The sequence below is a fragment of the Brevundimonas kwangchunensis genome, assembly GCF_039523815.1.
GTDB classification, from domain to species: Bacteria; Pseudomonadota; Alphaproteobacteria; order Caulobacterales; family Caulobacteraceae; genus Brevundimonas; species Brevundimonas kwangchunensis.
In genome coordinates this window covers 188,994-202,304 of record NZ_BAAAGA010000005.1, presented here as the reverse complement: position 1 = coordinate 202,304, position 13,311 = coordinate 188,994, and the positions used below count along the sequence as shown (strand labels likewise).

Genomic DNA, 13,311 nt, shown 5'->3' with positions numbered 1-13,311 from the left:
CGGCGGCCGGGATGCGCCACAACTTCCGGGGCACGGACCCGGACGCCTATGAGGCGGCGCAGACGGGCTGGCGGCGCGAAACGGTCGTCGCCCTTCGTCAGGCGATCCGCAAGGCGGGCGGGGACGACGAGCGGATCAAGTGGGGTCATCTGGTGCTGTTCGCGGCCGGGCCGGTCTGTCTGGTCCGGGCCGAGGAGAGCCGGGTCATCTTCGGCTTATGGCGCGGCAAGCGGTTGCGCGAGCTGGAGCCCCGGCTGAAGGCTGGCGGCAAGTACGAGCTTGCCAACATGAGCTTCATAGAGGGCGATCCGGTGGACGTTGAGGCGATGGCCGATCTGGTCCGTGCCGGGATGGCGCTGAACCTGGAACTGGGCGACCCGACCGCCCGTATCTGAACATGACCGACGGAGGAGACCGCGATGCGGAAGCTGAGAGTCGCGACTTTCATTTCGATGGACGGCGTCATGCAGGGACCCGGTGGGCCGAACGAGGATCGTTCCGGCGGCTTCGAGCTCGGCGGCTGGAACGTCACTTTCTGGGACGAGGCGCTGGGCGGCTACATGGTTGAGGTCATGGGCGAGAGCTACGACCTGCTTCTGGGCCGTCGGACCTATGAGGTCTTCGCCGCCCACTGGCCGCGCGTCGACGACGAGACCGGGCGGTACTTCAACGCGATCAACAAATACATCGTCGGCGGCGCCGGTACGGACACAAGCTGGGTGAACAGCTACCGGCTGGATGGTGACGCGGCGCAGGCCGTGCAGGCGCTGAAGGCCACCGAGGGGCGGGATCTGCTGATCCAGGGCTCGAGCGAACTGATCCACGCACTGCTCGCGGCCGACCTGATCGACGAACTGACCACCCTCACCTTCCCGGTCGTGCTGGGCCGGGGCAAGCGGCTGTTCGATGACGGATCGAAGGCGGGCGCATGGACGCTGACCCGGTCGCGGACCAACACCACGGGCGTGGTTGTCAGCGAATACATCCGCGCCGGCGAGGTGCCGATCGGCTCCTTCGCCCTGGACTGATCCTCTAACGGTGCGTCGCAGTCGGGAACGGCCGCCCCATCGCTTCCGCCACGCCCTGCTGGGACAGCAGGAAGACGGCGTCGCGCGTGTGGTAGTTGTTCGACAGGACGATCACCGTCACGTCGGCATCGGGCTGGTAGGTGACCAGATTGCGGAAGCCGGACCAGCTGCCGGTGTGGAAGATCTGGTTGTCGAGGAACGTCGGGCTGACTTGGCGGCCCAGTTCCTTCTCGAAGATGCCATAGCCCCACAGCCGGCGCGGATTGCCCCGCTCGTCGGGCGTGTCGTCCGGGGCGTGGTCGGCGATCATCTGGCGATAGCTGTTCGGCGTCAGCAGGTGGCCGCGATGCAGGGCGCGCTGCCACACCAGCAGGTCGTCCAGCGTCGAGTACAGGGCGCCGGCGCCGTAGATAATGCTGACGTTGGCGTTCGGCTGGGGCGTCGGCGGGCCCGAGGTCAGGTTGGCGTAGCCCATGACCACGTCCGAGGCGCCGTCGTCGTATCCGGTGTCGTTCATGCCCAGCGGTTCGAAGAAGGCCGTGCGCAGGAAGTCCGGCAGGGTCTGGCCGCTGACCTTCTCGACGATGGCGGCGGCGAGGTTGAAGCCGGCGTTGTCGTAGCGAACCTTCGTGCCCGGCTGGAACTGCAGGCCGTAGCGCATTGAATCCGCGGTCAGCTCGTCCAGCGTCGCGGGCGTGACACGGCGCGTCCCCCAGCCCGGTCGCGCCATCAGGTCCGGAATGCCCGAGGTGTGCGACAGCAGATGGTGGATGCGGATCGGCTCCCAGGCGGCCGGGCACGGCTGGATCCATTTGCAGACCGGATCCCAGACCGACAGCTTGCCCTCGTCCTGCAGACGCAGCACCGCGGCGGCGGTGAACTGCTTGCTGACCGAGGCCAGACGGAAGCGGGAGTTCAGCTCCAGCGGACGCCCGGCGCTCTGGTCGGCCCAGCCATAGACTTGCCGGTAGAGGACGTGCTCGCCCTTGGCCACCAGCACGCCGCCGGTGAAGGCGCGCGTGCCGCCCCAGCGGTCCAGCTGCGCCTGAAGTTGCGGGAGCTCCTGCACCACCTCCAGCGGCGGGCGCGGCGGCATGGGATCGGCGACGACGCGGACCTGTTCAGGCGCGTGCGTGCGCCAGGCGAGAACGCCCGCGCCTGCGACGACGGCGACGAAGAGAGCGAGGACGGCTAGCGCCCGCCGGGGATGGTTCCCGGCGTTACGGGGGACGTGAAACAAGGCTCAGACGTCGTAATCGAGACCGAACTGGGCGTAGAGCGCCCGCGAATCCTGCCACTTCGGATCGACCTTCACCGTCAGGAACAGGTGCACAGGGCGGTCCATCAGTTCGGTCAGTTCCTCGCGCGCCTTCTGGCCGATCCACTTCAGGGTCTGGCCGCCCTTGCCCAGCACGATGGGCCGCTGGCTCTCGCGCTCGACATAGATGGTCTGCTCGATACGGGCCGAGCCGTCGGGCTTGTCCTCGAACGAGGTGGTCTCGACGGCGGCCGAGTACGGCAGTTCCTCGTGGACGCGCAGATAGACCTTCTCGCGCGTGATCTCGGCGGCCAGCACGCGCATGGGCACGTCGGCGGACTGATCCTCGGGATAGAGCCAGGGGCCGGCGGGCATGGCTGCGGCGAGCCGCTGCCCCAGATCGTCGACGCCGTCGCCGCTGAGCGCCGAGATCATGTAGACCTCGTTGTAGACACCGGTTTCAAACAGCGAATGCGAGAGCGCCAGCAGGGTGTCGCGACGCATGCCGTCAATCTTGTTCAGCGCGAGGATGACCTGCTTTCCGGCCTCCTTCAGGCTGGAGATGATGGTCTGGGTGTCCTCGGCCGAGCGACGGTCGGCGGCCGTGCCGTCCTTGCCCTCGGAGGCGATGTGGGATGCGGCGTCGATCAGGTGGACGACCACGTCGGCGTCATCCGCCCCGCCCCAGGCCGAGGCGACCATGGCGCGGTCCAGACGGCGGCGCGGGCTGAAGATGCCAGGGGTGTCGACCAGCACGATCTGGGCGTCGCCATAAATGGCGATGCCGCGCACGGGGAAACGCGTGGTCTGGACCTTCTGGGTGACGATCGAGACCTTGGTCCCGGTCAGGCGATTGACCAGCGTCGACTTGCCGGCGTTGGGAGCGCCGATGATCGCGGCGAAACCCGCGCGCTGGTTTTGTGTCTCGGTCAAATCACGCCTTCACGTTGGAGAAGGGCCGTTGCGGCCGCTTTCTCCGCGTCCTGACGTGATCGGCCCTGTGCGGTCAAGGGCGGATATCCGGCGACGAGAGCCTCGACGGTAAAAGTCGGGGCGTGATCCGAGCCCGTGCGCTCGACGATCCGGTAGGTCGGAAGCGCCTTTCCCTGCCCCAGGGCCCATTCCTGCAGGGCCGACTTGGGGTTGGTGATGGCGCGTTTGGGGTTGGAGGCGAACTCGGCTTCCCACGCACTCGTGAACACGGCGCGAGCGGCGTCGATGCCGCCGTCGAGCCAGACCGCGGCCAGAAGCGCCTCCATGGCGTCGGCCAGGACGCCGTCGCGACGACGACCGCCCTGCTTGGCCTCACCGGGAGACAGGCGCATGGCCGGACCGACATCGAGCCGCTCGGCGACGCGGGCGCAGGCGGCCTTGTCGACCAGCGCATGCAGGCGCGAGGACATCTCGCCCTCATCGGCTGATGGGAAGTCCCGCATCAGCCGGTCGGCGACCAGAAGCCCGAGCACGCGGTCGCCGAGGAACTCCATGCGCTGGTTGTCGAGGAACGGACGACCGCGCGCATCGCGCACGGCCCCCTCGCCCACGCTGGCATGGGTCAGCGCCTGCTCGAGCAGGGCCGGGTCGCGGAAATCATGACCGAGGTTGCGCGCAAGCGCCCGAACAGCCTCGGCCCGTCGGTCCGTCATCAGTCCAGAACGGTGAAGAAGCGGCTCGGGCGGATCTTCGAGAACCAGCTCACCGGGTTCCAAAGCGACGCGCCGGGCTCCCATGAGAACAGGATGATCTCGGCCTTGCCGATCAGGTTTTCAGCCGGGACGAAGCCGACGCCGGCCGACTCGTCGACGCGGCTGTCGATCGAGTTGTCGCGGTTGTCGCCCATCATGAAGTAGTAGCCGGTCGGAACCTCGAACACCGGGGTGTTGTCCAGATCGCCGCCCGGACCGAAGTCCTGGATGCGGAAAGTGCGGCCGCCCGGCAGGGTCTCGTTCGCCTGGGTGATCTGCTGACCGTACATGGTGGTCAGTTGCTCGCCGGTGATGGTCACGTCCTGGACCGGCGCGCCGTTGATATGCAGCACGTTGTCGATCATCTGGATGCGGTCGCCCGGCATGCCGATCAGGCGCTTGATGTAGTCGGTCCGGTCGTCGCGCGGCAGTTTGAAGACCACGATGTCGCCGCGCTGCGGGGCGCGATCCATGATGCGGCCTTCGAACAGCGGCGGGCTGAACGGGATCGAGTGGCGCGAATAGCCGTAGGACCACTTGGTCACGACGATGTAGTCGCCCTCGTACAGGTTCGGCTCCATCGAGGCCGACGGAATGGTGAAGGGCTGGAACAGCAGGATACGCAGCACCATCGCGATGGCGAGGGCGAACGCAATCGTCTTGAAGATCTCCCAGCCCTCGTTGGCGGCGCCGCCGCCACTGGATTTCTTCTTCTTCGCGCCCTTCTTGCCGCGCGCGTAGACGGGCGTGATCTCGACGTCCTCGAACGGCGCGTCGCCCTGATCGCTCCAGACCGGGCGCTTCTGCGGCGCAGCGGCGGCTACGGCGGCGCCACCGGCGATGGCGGCGGCAGTGGCCGTTTCGGCAGGCGTCGGATGTGGATCGTGCGCCGGCGCGTCCGAGACGATCGTCACGGCGTCGTCGTGGGAAGACTGCTCTTCATGCGCCGGTTCGGCGTGCGCGGGCTCTTCATGAGCGGCGTCGGCGTGGCCGTCGCTGACAGCCTCGACAGCGGCCGGAGCCTCGACGTGTCCGGACTCGTGAGCCGGCTCGACGTGGGGCTCGGCATGCGTTTCCGGCGCAGCGGCGTGCGCGTCATCGTGCTTGTGGGCCTCGCCGTCGGCGTGGCTGTCGTCGTGCGGCTTGTGCTCGTCGCTCATGGTCGATCGTTCCCCCGCCGCCTTCGCGGTCGTTAACGGCGCAAATCGGTATAGCCTGTTCAGGCGACGGGCAAGGCTTCGATCACCACGAAGGCGAGTGCGTACGGGTGTTCGTCGCTTAGCGTGAGATGTATCCGCGCCTCGTGACCGGCAGGCGTCAGTCGCGCGAGATGCTCGGCCGCGTTGCCCGTCAGCTTCAACGTCGGCTGACCGGACGGCAGGTTCACCACTCCCATGTCGCGCCAGTAGACGTCGGCCCGTATGCCGGTGCCCAAGGCCTTGGCGCAGGCCTCCTTGGCGGCGAACCGCTTGGCGTAGCTCCAGGCCGGGTCGGGTTTGCGATCCGAACGGGCGCGCTCCAGTTCGGTGAAGCAGCGGGTCTTGAAGCGCTCGCCGAAACGATCCAGCGAGTTCTGGATGCGCCGGATGTCCGACAGGTCCGCGCCGACGCCGATGATCATGCGGCGACGTCCCGCGCGGCGTCCATCAGGTCGCGCATCCGGCGGATCGAGGCGCCGAGACCGACGAAGATGGCCTCGCCGATCAGGAAGTGGCCGATGTTCAGCTCCATCACCTCGGGAATGGCGGCGATGGCGGCGACGGTCTCGTAGTCGATGCCGTGGCCGGCGTGGACTTCCAGCCCCAGAGCATGGGCCTGGGCCGCTCCGGCGGTCAGGGCCTTCAACTCGGCGTCGGCCTCATCCGCACGGCCTTCGCGGACAGCATCGCAGTAGGCGCCGGTGTGCAGTTCGACGACGGCGGCGCCGGTGCTGTGCGCGGCCGCGATTTGGGCCGGGTCGGCGCCGATAAACAGGGAGACGCGGGAGCCGGCCTCGGTCAGCTGGCGCACGAACGGCGTGATCCAGTTGTGGCCGCCGACGACGTCGAGCCCGCCCTCGGTCGTGCGCTCCTCACGCCGCTCGGGCACCAGGCAGACGGCATGGGGTTTGTGGCGCAGGGCGACGCCCAGCATCTCCTGCGTCACGGCCATCTCGAGGTTCAACGGGCGGGCCTGGTCGTTCAGCAGGGCGGCCAGACGGTCGATATCGCTGTCAGAGATATGCCGGCGATCCTCGCGCAGGTGGGCGGTGATGCCGTCGGCGCCGGCCTCGAGGGCTTCCTGCGCCGCCCGGACGGGATCCGGCGCATGGCCGCCGCGCGCGTTCCGGACCGTCGCGACGTGGTCGATATTGACGCCCAGACGGATCGGAAGGGTCATGCTCAGGCCTTGGCCAGCCGGCGGCTGCCGGGGTCCTCGACGGGGATGGCGGCCAGTTCCGGCGGCAGCTTGTCGGCCTCGTATGCCGGCACATCCAGCGTCGCCAGGGCGATCAGGGGCACGCCGACGTCGGCGCGACCGCCAGAGCGATCGACGATGCAGGCGGCGGCGACCACGTCGCCACCGGCGGCGCGAATGGCGGCGATGCACTCACGCGAGCTGAGGCCCGTGGTGACGATGTCCTCGACCATGACGACCTTCTGGCCCGGCTCGACATGGAAGCCACGGCGCAGTTTGAACTCGCCGCCCTCGCGCTCGACGTACATCGAGGGAACCTTGAGCCAGCGGGCGGTCTCGTAACCGGGGATGATGCCGCCGACGGCCGGCGAGATCGCCACGTCGACCGGGCCGACGGCCGCGACGACCTTCTCGGCCAGCGCCTTGCAGAGACGGGCGCAGCGTTCCGCGTCCATGAACACGAGGTTCTTCTGCAGGAAGGTCGGGCTGTGCAGGCCGGACGAGAGCACGAAGTGGCCTTCGCGCAGGGCGCCCGCGGCGCGGAATTCGTTGAGAACGTCTTCGGAGGTCATGGCCCTCCCCTACCCCGTCACCGGCTCGCTTTGAAGTGAAGGTTGCGCCGGATCGGTGCTGTTTTCACCGCCGGGGTTCAGACCGCGGGCCAGAAGCTCGGCCCAGGCGCCTTCGGCGTCATCGGCGAAGCTGATCAGGTCGAGGTCCTTCTGGGCGACCATGCCATGCTTCGCCAGCGCCTCGAAGCCGATGACGGAGGTCCAGAACGCCTTGTCGACCAGCACGATCGGGATCGCCCGCTCCTTGCCGGTCTGGCGCAGGGTCAGGATCTCGAACAGTTCGTCGAAGGTGCCGAAGCCGCCGGGGAAGACGACCAGGGCGTTGGCGCGCATGGCGAAATGCATCTTGCGCATGGCGAAGTAGTGGAAGCGGAACGTCAGCTCGGGAGTGGACCAGCTGTTCGGCTCCTGCTCGTGCGGCAGGGTGATGTTGAAGCCGATGGACGGCGCGCCGGCGTCGTCGGCGCCCCGGTTGGCCGCGCCCATGATGCCCGGGCCGCCGCCGGTGGCGATGACGTTGTCGCGCGGTTGGCCGACCGAACCGCGCATGGCGCCGCCGCGCTCCGAGGCGATGCGGCCGAATGTGCGGGCCTCGGCGTACCAGCGGGCGTGGTCGCCGCCGCCGTCCTCGCCCGTGCGGGCGCTGCCGAAGACGACGATGGTGGAGCGCACGCCCCAGGCCTTCAGCGCCTCTTCCGCTTTCTCGTACTCCATCATGAAGCGCACGCCGCGCATGCCTTCGCTGAGGAGGAAGTCCTGATCGAGGGCGGCCAGCCGATAGGACGGCGAGGCCATCTGGGCCGCATTGGCCGGCCGTTCACTCATACTCACCCGCGCGCGCGCTCCACGGTGTCGACGGAAGGATTGGCGCGCAGGGCGGCCATGATAGTGGTGGCGTGCTTGGCGTCCTCGACCTCGACGTCGATGTCGACGTCGAAGAAGTCCTGCTGCCGGTGGCTCATCACCAGATTGAGGATGTTGCCTCCAGCCTCGCCGATCAGGGTGGCGACCTGGCCCAGCACGCCCGGCGCGTTCTTGATGGTGGCGCGGATGCGGGCGGCGGCGACGGCGCCCTGCTCGGCCTGCGGCGTCCACTGCAGGTCCTGCCAGACCGAATCGTCGTCGGCGAAGTCGGCCAGACGCTGGCAGTCGATCGTGTGCACGGTCAGGCCGACGTCGGGCTCCATGATGCCGACGATGCGATCGCCGGGCACGGGGCTGCAGCAGTGGCCGAAATTGATGCTGACGCCGGGGGTCAGGCCGCCGCCGCGGACGAACAGGCGGGCCTCCTCGTCACCGATGCGCTTGCGATCCGGGCCGGCCTTCAGGCGGCCTTTCAGCGCCGGGAACAGCGTCTCGCCGACCTTGGCGGCGGACAGACGGCCACGGCCGATGGCCTCGAACAGATCGTCCTCGCCGGCGATGGCGAGGGTCTCCAGGACGGGCTTCAGCGAGACCTCGTCCATCTGCTTGCCGGCGCGCGACAGGGTCTGCTCCAGCGTGGTGCGACCCAGCTTCTGGAACTCGCCGCGTTCCGAGGTGCGGATGTGGCGGCGGATAGCCGAGCGGGCGCGGCCGGTGACGGTCAGGCTGCGCCAGTCGGCCGGGATCTCGCGCTTGGCGCCGCGGATGATCTCGACCACGTCGCCGTTCTGCAGCTGGGTGCGCAGAGGCTTGAGCTCGCCGTTGATCTTCACGCCGACGGCCGTGTCGCCGACCTCGGTGTGGACGGCATAGGCGAAGTCCAGCGCCATACCGCCGCGCGGCAGGGTGATCAGCGCGCCCTTGGGCGTGAAGACGAAGACCTGCTCGAGGTACATCTCCAGCTTGGCGTGCTCGACCCAGTCGTCGCCGCCCTCGCCGTGTTCGATCACCTGCACGAGATGGCGCAGGTTCTGGAGCGGATCGCGGCCGCCGTCCTGGGCCATGGCCTCGCGGTCGAGGCCGTAGGACTGGTTCTTGTAGGCCCAGTGCGCGGCCACGCCGTCCTCGGCCACGCGGTCCATGGCCTCGGTGCGGATCTGCATCTCGATGCGCAGGCCGCCCGGGCCCACGACCGTGGTGTGCAGGGAGCGGTAGTTGTTCGACTTGGGCGTCGAGATGAAGTCCTTGAACCGCTCGGGCACCATCGGCCAGGCGCGGTGGATAACCCCCAGGGCGCGGTAGCAGTCGTCCTCGGCGTCGACGATGACGCGGAAGCCGTAGATGTCCGACAGCGACGAGAAGCCGACCGACTTGCGCTGCAGCTTGCGCCAGATGGAGTACGGCGTCTTCTGGCGGCCCAGAACGCGGGCGGAGACGCCGGCCTCGGCGAGGGTGCGCTCGACCTCGCGGGACACGCCGTCGATGGCGCGGCCGTGCTCCAGCTTCAGGGCCTCCAGCCGCCGCTCGATGGCGGTGCGGGCTGTCGGGTTCAGGTGCTCGAACGCCAGCTCCTCCAGCTCGGAGGCGATGGAGTGGATACCGATGGAGCGGCCCAGCGGGGCGTAGACTTCCAGGGTCTCGCGGCTGATCCGCTCGCGCTTCTCCGGCTTCACGTACTGAAGCGTCCGCATGTTGTGCAGACGATCGGCCAGCTTCACCAGCAGCACGCGAACGTCACGGCTGATGGCGAGGATGAATTTGCGAAGGTTCTCGGCCTGGCGCGTGTGCTCGGCCTGAAGCTCCAGCCGGCTCAGCTTGGTGACGCCCTCGACGAGGACGGCGATTTCCTCGCCGAACATGCCGGCGATGTCGTCGCGCGTGGCCGAGGTGTCCTCGACCACGTCGTGCAGCAGGGCCGTGACGATGGTGGCCGTGTCCAGCCGGTAGTCGGTCAGGATGCCGGCGACCTGGATGGGATGCGCGAAATAGGGATCGCCGGAGGCCCGCAGCTGCGAGCCGTGCATCTTCATCGCATAGACGTAGGCGCGGTTCAGCAACGCCTCGTCCGCGGTAGGATCATAGGCGCGGACGGCCTCGACCAGCTCGAACTGGCGAAGGACCTTGCTCCGCGCAGGCTCCGCATCCTTCGGAGGTGCAGAGCCAGCGGGATCGTTCAGATTGGCAGCTTCAGGGGTCGGCGCGGACTGCCGCGCCGGCAGGATCGTAATACCGTTGGCGGGATCTGCCTTCAGTACCGCTCCTCCTGCCCGCCATCGCGGTCGCTTTGCAGCGCGCGGATCAGCTCGGCCTCGGCCATGTTCATGTGCTGCGGCTCGGCCAGCAGGGCGACGGTTTCCGCCTCATCCTCGGCCTCGGTGCGCTCATCGACACGCTGCAGCGTGGTGATGATGTTTTCCTGCAGTTCGTCCGGGATGACCGTCTCGTCAGCCAGTTCGCGCAGAGCGACGACCGGGTTCTTGTCGTTGTCGCGATCGATCGTCAGCACGGCGCCGTTGGCGATGTTGCGGGCGCGGTGACCGGCCAGCAGAACCAGACCAAAGCGGTTCGGCACCTTTTCGATGCAATCTTCGACAGTGACGCGAGCCATAGGAATCCTCGGGCGGCAGAGAGAACCGCGCAAAATATAGATGTGAGCCGATTTGTGCAACGCCACATAGGCGATATTGCGGCTTTCGCTCACATGATCGGCGAGGCGTCCTTTCCGACGGCCGCCGTATTCGCAAGCTCGCGAGCCTGCTTCCCGTTCGGATGCACCCAGTCCGGCGCGATCTCGGCCAGCGGTCCCATGACGAACAGGCGTTCCGCGGCGCGGGGGTGCGGCAGGATCAGGCCGTTCAGGTCGCCCTGCTCCTTCCCATAGGCGATGAGGTCCAGGTCAAGGGTGCGCGGGGCGTTGAGCGCGCCGCGCATCCGCCCGAAGGCGTCCTCGATCCGGCCCAGCGCGGCCATGGTCTCATGGGGGTCATGGTCGGTGCGGATCAGGACCACGCCGTTCAGGAAGGGCGGGTCGTGCGGGTCGGGCCAGGCGGCGGAGCGCCACCATGATGACCGGGAAACTATATCGAGCCCCTCGGTGCGGAAGCGGCACAGAGCGGCCTCCAGCGCCTCACGGCAGTCGGTCCACGCCCCCTTGTCATTGCAACCCAGGGCGACGATGACGGCACGGTCCAGATCGGGTTCACCGCCTATTTCGATGGCGGACGGGACATCCGAAATATTGCCGGGAGCCTCTTCCATGACGTCTTACCCGTCCGAGCGCATCGCCCTGTTCATCGACGGAGCCAATCTCTACTCCGCCGCCAAATCCCTGAACACGGATCTGGATTTCCGAAAGCTGGTCGAGATGTATCGGGCCAGCGGTGTTCTGGTTCGCGCATACTACTATACGGCCGTCATCGAGGGCGAGGAGTTCTCGCCGATCAAGCCGCTGGTCGACTGGCTGGAATACAACGGCTTCACCGTGGTGACGAAGCCGGTGAAACGGTTCACCGACGGTCAGGGCCATGTCCGGACCAAGGGGAACATGGATATCGAGATCGCCGTGGACATGCTGGAACTGGCGCCCCGACTGGACCACGCCATCCTGTTCTCGGGCGACGGCGACTTCCGCCGGCTGGTGCAGGCCGTACAGGCGAAGGGCGTGCGGGTCAGCGTGGTCTCGACCGTGAAGACCCAGCCGCCGCAGATCGCCGATGAGTTGCGTCGGCAGGCGGACTCCTTCGTCGATCTGGCCGACCTTCTGGCCGAGATCGGACGCCCGAAGGCCGGCGGTCGGGAAGCCTGATCCTGTTCCTCGCCGGTCAGGAGTGTGGCTCCCCTGCCACGCGAATCAGCGTGCGCAATTCCGGTGCGAAATTCCGCGGAACAGCGGTCGTGTGGCGACGTTCCACCGACAGCTTTGGAGGGCTGTCATGCGTCGGAAAGTCGGGGTGTTCTCGCACAAGGAACGTCAGGTCGCGCTGGTCGCGATTTTGGCCGCTGCGGTGATCGCCATGGTGGGAACCCTGGTGCAGCCGATGCTGCGCCCATCGGTCGGTCCGGGCGGCGTAGACGCCTATATGACGGTGCAGGTTCCGGGCGTCCTCGACGCCACGCCACTGGCGACCAGCTAGGGTCTCAGCCCCGTTCCTTCATCAGGCGCGCCTTGTCGCGTTGCCAGTCGCGTTCGGCGCTGGCCTCGCGCTTGTCGTGCAGCTTCTTGCCCTTGGCGAGCGCGATCTCGATCTTCGCCTTGCCGGCCTCGTTCAGATACAGCTTCAGCGGCACGATGGTCTGACCGTCGCGCTGGACCGCGCCGATGAAGCGGTCGATCTGCTTGCGATGCAGCAGCAGCTTCCGGTGCCGACGAGGTTCGTGGTTGAAGCGGTTGGCCTGTTTGTACGGCGGGATGTCGGCGTTGATCAGCACGATCTCCCTCCCCTCCACCGCCGCATAGGATTCGGCGATGTTGGCCCGGCCGTCGCGCAGCGCCTTGATCTCGGTGCCCAGCAACTGGATCCCGGCCTCGGTGAAGTCCTCGAGGAAGTAGTCGAAACGCGCCCGCCGGTTCTCGGCGATGATCTTCGTTTTCGGTTTCTCGGCCGCCATCAGAGCCCCGCGTCAGCCATGGCGCGATCAATGGCCGGCTTCACCGCATCGCTGGTAAGCGCCAGCGGCAGACGGATTTCCTCGCTGCACAGACCCAGCTTCGCCAAGGCGTACTTCGTCGGCGCCGGAGAGTTGTCGAGGAACAGACCCTTGTGCAGGCCGATCAGGCGGTCCTGCCAGGTGCGCGCGGTGGCGTAGTCGCCCGCCTGGGCCGCATCGTGCATCGCCACCATGCCTTCGGGCGCGACATTGGAGGTGACCGAGATCACGCCGACGCCGCCCTGGGCGTGATAGCCGAGGTAGCTGGGGTCGTCGCCCGAGATCAGGTCGAACTGGCCGTCGATGTGGGTGCGCATCCAGCTGACGCGCGACAGGTCGCCGGTGGCGTCCTTGATACCGACGATGTTCGGATGGGCGGCCAGCCTCGCGACCGTCTCATTGCTCATGTCCACGCCGGTGCGGCCGGGCACGTTGTACAGCAGGACCGGCAACTGGACCGCCTCGGCGATCGCCTCGAAATGGGCGGCAAGGCCGGCTTGGGACGGACGGTTGTAGTAGGGCGTGACGACCAGCGCTCCGTCGGCGCCGACGGTCTTGGCGAAACGAACCAGCTCGATGGCCTTGTCGGTCGCCGAGGAGCCCGCGCCGGCGATGACGCGCACGCGGCCGGCGGCCACGCTCACGCAGAGTTCAACGACCTGCTTGTGCTCGTCGGCGGTCAGGCTGGCGCTCTCGCCGGTCGTGCCCATCGGCACGACGCCGTGAACCCCTGCGGCGATCTGGCGTTCGAGCAACCGCGTGAAGGCGGCGACGTCCACCTTTCCGTCACGAAGTGGTGTGATCAGGGCGGTGATCACGCCCTTGAACAAGGGGGCGGTCATTGAAACGATGGTCCTGCG

Annotated in this window: 17 protein-coding genes; 4 read left to right on the top strand and 13 right to left on the bottom strand. The window is 67.6% G+C overall.

Going from position 1 to position 13,311, the window contains the following annotated elements:
- The first annotated feature begins 11 nt into the window (after positions 1–11).
- Together ABDZ95_RS10150 and ABDZ95_RS10145 are read left to right on the top strand one after the other, a co-directional pair.
- On the top strand, positions 12–395 hold the full coding sequence (locus ABDZ95_RS10150) for a DUF1801 domain-containing protein (protein ID WP_343793313.1): 384 nt from the start codon (positions 12–14) through the stop codon (positions 393–395).
- A 24-nt stretch (positions 396–419) separates the two neighbouring features.
- On the top strand, positions 420–1,028 hold the full coding sequence (locus ABDZ95_RS10145; protein ID WP_343793311.1) for a dihydrofolate reductase family protein: 609 nt from the start codon (positions 420–422) through the stop codon (positions 1,026–1,028).
- 4 nt (positions 1,029–1,032) lie between these two features.
- Here the strand turns inward: ABDZ95_RS10145 and ABDZ95_RS10140 are convergent, their stop codons facing one another.
- From ABDZ95_RS10140 to folK, 11 genes are all read right to left on the bottom strand, one after another.
- Positions 1,033–2,268, bottom strand: a complete 1,236-nt coding sequence (locus ABDZ95_RS10140; RefSeq protein ID WP_343793309.1) for a serine hydrolase domain-containing protein — start codon at positions 2,266–2,268, stop codon at positions 1,033–1,035.
- A gap of 3 nt (positions 2,269–2,271) precedes the next feature.
- Entirely contained in the window at positions 2,272–3,219 is a 948-nt protein-coding gene (gene era, locus ABDZ95_RS10135; protein WP_343793307.1) for a GTPase Era, read from the bottom strand.
- The gene (rnc, locus tag ABDZ95_RS10130; protein ID WP_343793305.1) at positions 3,216–3,932 is read right to left on the bottom strand and encodes a ribonuclease III; all 717 of its coding nucleotides are present in this window, start codon (positions 3,930–3,932) and stop codon (positions 3,216–3,218) included. The genes era and rnc overlap by 4 nt, the downstream gene beginning before the upstream one ends.
- The gene (gene lepB / locus ABDZ95_RS10125) at positions 3,932–4,723 is read right to left on the bottom strand and encodes a signal peptidase I (protein ID WP_425542991.1); all 792 of its coding nucleotides are present in this window, start codon (positions 4,721–4,723) and stop codon (positions 3,932–3,934) included. The genes rnc and lepB overlap by 1 nt, the downstream gene beginning before the upstream one ends.
- A 467-nt stretch (positions 4,724–5,190) precedes the next feature.
- A complete protein-coding gene (gene acpS, locus ABDZ95_RS10120; RefSeq protein ID WP_343793303.1) occupies positions 5,191–5,592 on the bottom strand; it encodes a holo-ACP synthase in 402 nt (133 codons plus the stop codon).
- A complete protein-coding gene (locus tag ABDZ95_RS10115) occupies positions 5,589–6,350 on the bottom strand; it encodes a pyridoxine 5'-phosphate synthase (RefSeq protein WP_343793301.1) in 762 nt (253 codons plus the stop codon). The genes acpS and ABDZ95_RS10115 overlap by 4 nt, the downstream gene beginning before the upstream one ends.
- 2 nt (positions 6,351–6,352) lie before the next feature.
- Positions 6,353–6,940 carry an orotate phosphoribosyltransferase gene (pyrE, locus tag ABDZ95_RS10110; protein WP_343793299.1) on the bottom strand — a complete coding sequence of 196 codons (588 nt, stop codon included), beginning with the start codon at positions 6,938–6,940 and terminating at the stop codon, positions 6,353–6,355.
- 9 nt (positions 6,941–6,949) lie between these two features.
- A complete protein-coding gene (locus ABDZ95_RS10105) occupies positions 6,950–7,765 on the bottom strand; it encodes an LOG family protein (protein WP_343794278.1) in 816 nt (271 codons plus the stop codon).
- A gap of 2 nt (positions 7,766–7,767) precedes the next feature.
- The gene (locus tag ABDZ95_RS10100; protein ID WP_343794276.1) at positions 7,768–9,981 is read right to left on the bottom strand and encodes a RelA/SpoT family protein; all 2,214 of its coding nucleotides are present in this window, start codon (positions 9,979–9,981) and stop codon (positions 7,768–7,770) included.
- A gap of 71 nt (positions 9,982–10,052) precedes the next feature.
- Positions 10,053–10,412 (bottom strand): DNA-directed RNA polymerase subunit omega, encoded by a 360-nt coding sequence (rpoZ, locus tag ABDZ95_RS10095; protein WP_343793297.1) that lies wholly within the window; start codon positions 10,410–10,412, stop codon positions 10,053–10,055.
- An 89-nt stretch (positions 10,413–10,501) separates the two neighbouring features.
- The gene (gene folK, locus ABDZ95_RS10090; protein ID WP_343793295.1) at positions 10,502–11,062 is read right to left on the bottom strand and encodes a 2-amino-4-hydroxy-6-hydroxymethyldihydropteridine diphosphokinase; all 561 of its coding nucleotides are present in this window, start codon (positions 11,060–11,062) and stop codon (positions 10,502–10,504) included.
- On the opposite strand from folK, the gene ABDZ95_RS10085 reads away from it, so the two are divergent.
- The gene (locus tag ABDZ95_RS10085; protein WP_343793293.1) at positions 11,061–11,609 is read left to right on the top strand and encodes a LabA-like NYN domain-containing protein; all 549 of its coding nucleotides are present in this window, start codon (positions 11,061–11,063) and stop codon (positions 11,607–11,609) included. The genes folK and ABDZ95_RS10085 overlap by 2 nt on opposite strands.
- Before the next feature lie 127 nt (positions 11,610–11,736).
- Positions 11,737–11,937 carry a hypothetical protein gene (locus tag ABDZ95_RS10080; protein WP_343793291.1) on the top strand — a complete coding sequence of 67 codons (201 nt, stop codon included), beginning with the start codon at positions 11,737–11,739 and terminating at the stop codon, positions 11,935–11,937.
- Positions 11,938–11,941: 4 nt separating this feature from the next.
- On the opposite strand, the gene smpB is transcribed toward ABDZ95_RS10080, so the two are convergent.
- Positions 11,942–12,412, bottom strand: a complete 471-nt coding sequence (gene smpB, locus ABDZ95_RS10075) for an SsrA-binding protein SmpB (RefSeq protein ID WP_343793289.1) — start codon at positions 12,410–12,412, stop codon at positions 11,942–11,944.
- On the bottom strand, positions 12,412–13,293 hold the full coding sequence (dapA, locus tag ABDZ95_RS10070) for a 4-hydroxy-tetrahydrodipicolinate synthase (RefSeq protein ID WP_343793287.1): 882 nt from the start codon (positions 13,291–13,293) through the stop codon (positions 12,412–12,414). Before dapA ends, smpB begins: the two co-directional genes overlap by 1 nt.
- Positions 13,294–13,311: the final 18 nt, after the last annotated feature.

Coding starts and splice junctions, on each gene's coding strand:
- ABDZ95_RS10105 (WP_343794278.1), bottom strand. CDS start 7,765: ATGAGTGAACGGCCGGCCAATGCGGCCCAGATGGCCTCGCCGTCCTAT.
- ABDZ95_RS10115 (WP_343793301.1), bottom strand. CDS start 6,350: ATGACCCTTCCGATCCGTCTGGGCGTCAATATCGACCACGTCGCGACG.
- smpB (WP_343793289.1), bottom strand. CDS start 12,412: ATGGCGGCCGAGAAACCGAAAACGAAGATCATCGCCGAGAACCGGCGG.
- folK (WP_343793295.1), bottom strand. CDS start 11,062: ATGGAAGAGGCTCCCGGCAATATTTCGGATGTCCCGTCCGCCATCGAA.
- acpS (WP_343793303.1), bottom strand. CDS start 5,592: ATGATCATCGGCGTCGGCGCGGACCTGTCGGACATCCGGCGCATCCAG.
- ABDZ95_RS10150 (WP_343793313.1), top strand. CDS start 12: ATGCGCCACAACTTCCGGGGCACGGACCCGGACGCCTATGAGGCGGCG.
- ABDZ95_RS10085 (WP_343793293.1), top strand. CDS start 11,061: ATGACGTCTTACCCGTCCGAGCGCATCGCCCTGTTCATCGACGGAGCC.
- ABDZ95_RS10080 (WP_343793291.1), top strand. CDS start 11,737: ATGCGTCGGAAAGTCGGGGTGTTCTCGCACAAGGAACGTCAGGTCGCG.
- ABDZ95_RS10145 (WP_343793311.1), top strand. CDS start 420: ATGCGGAAGCTGAGAGTCGCGACTTTCATTTCGATGGACGGCGTCATG.
- pyrE (WP_343793299.1), bottom strand. CDS start 6,940: ATGACCTCCGAAGACGTTCTCAACGAATTCCGCGCCGCGGGCGCCCTG.
- rpoZ (WP_343793297.1), bottom strand. CDS start 10,412: ATGGCTCGCGTCACTGTCGAAGATTGCATCGAAAAGGTGCCGAACCGC.
- dapA (WP_343793287.1), bottom strand. CDS start 13,293: ATGACCGCCCCCTTGTTCAAGGGCGTGATCACCGCCCTGATCACACCA.
- rnc (WP_343793305.1), bottom strand. CDS start 3,932: ATGACGGACCGACGGGCCGAGGCTGTTCGGGCGCTTGCGCGCAACCTC.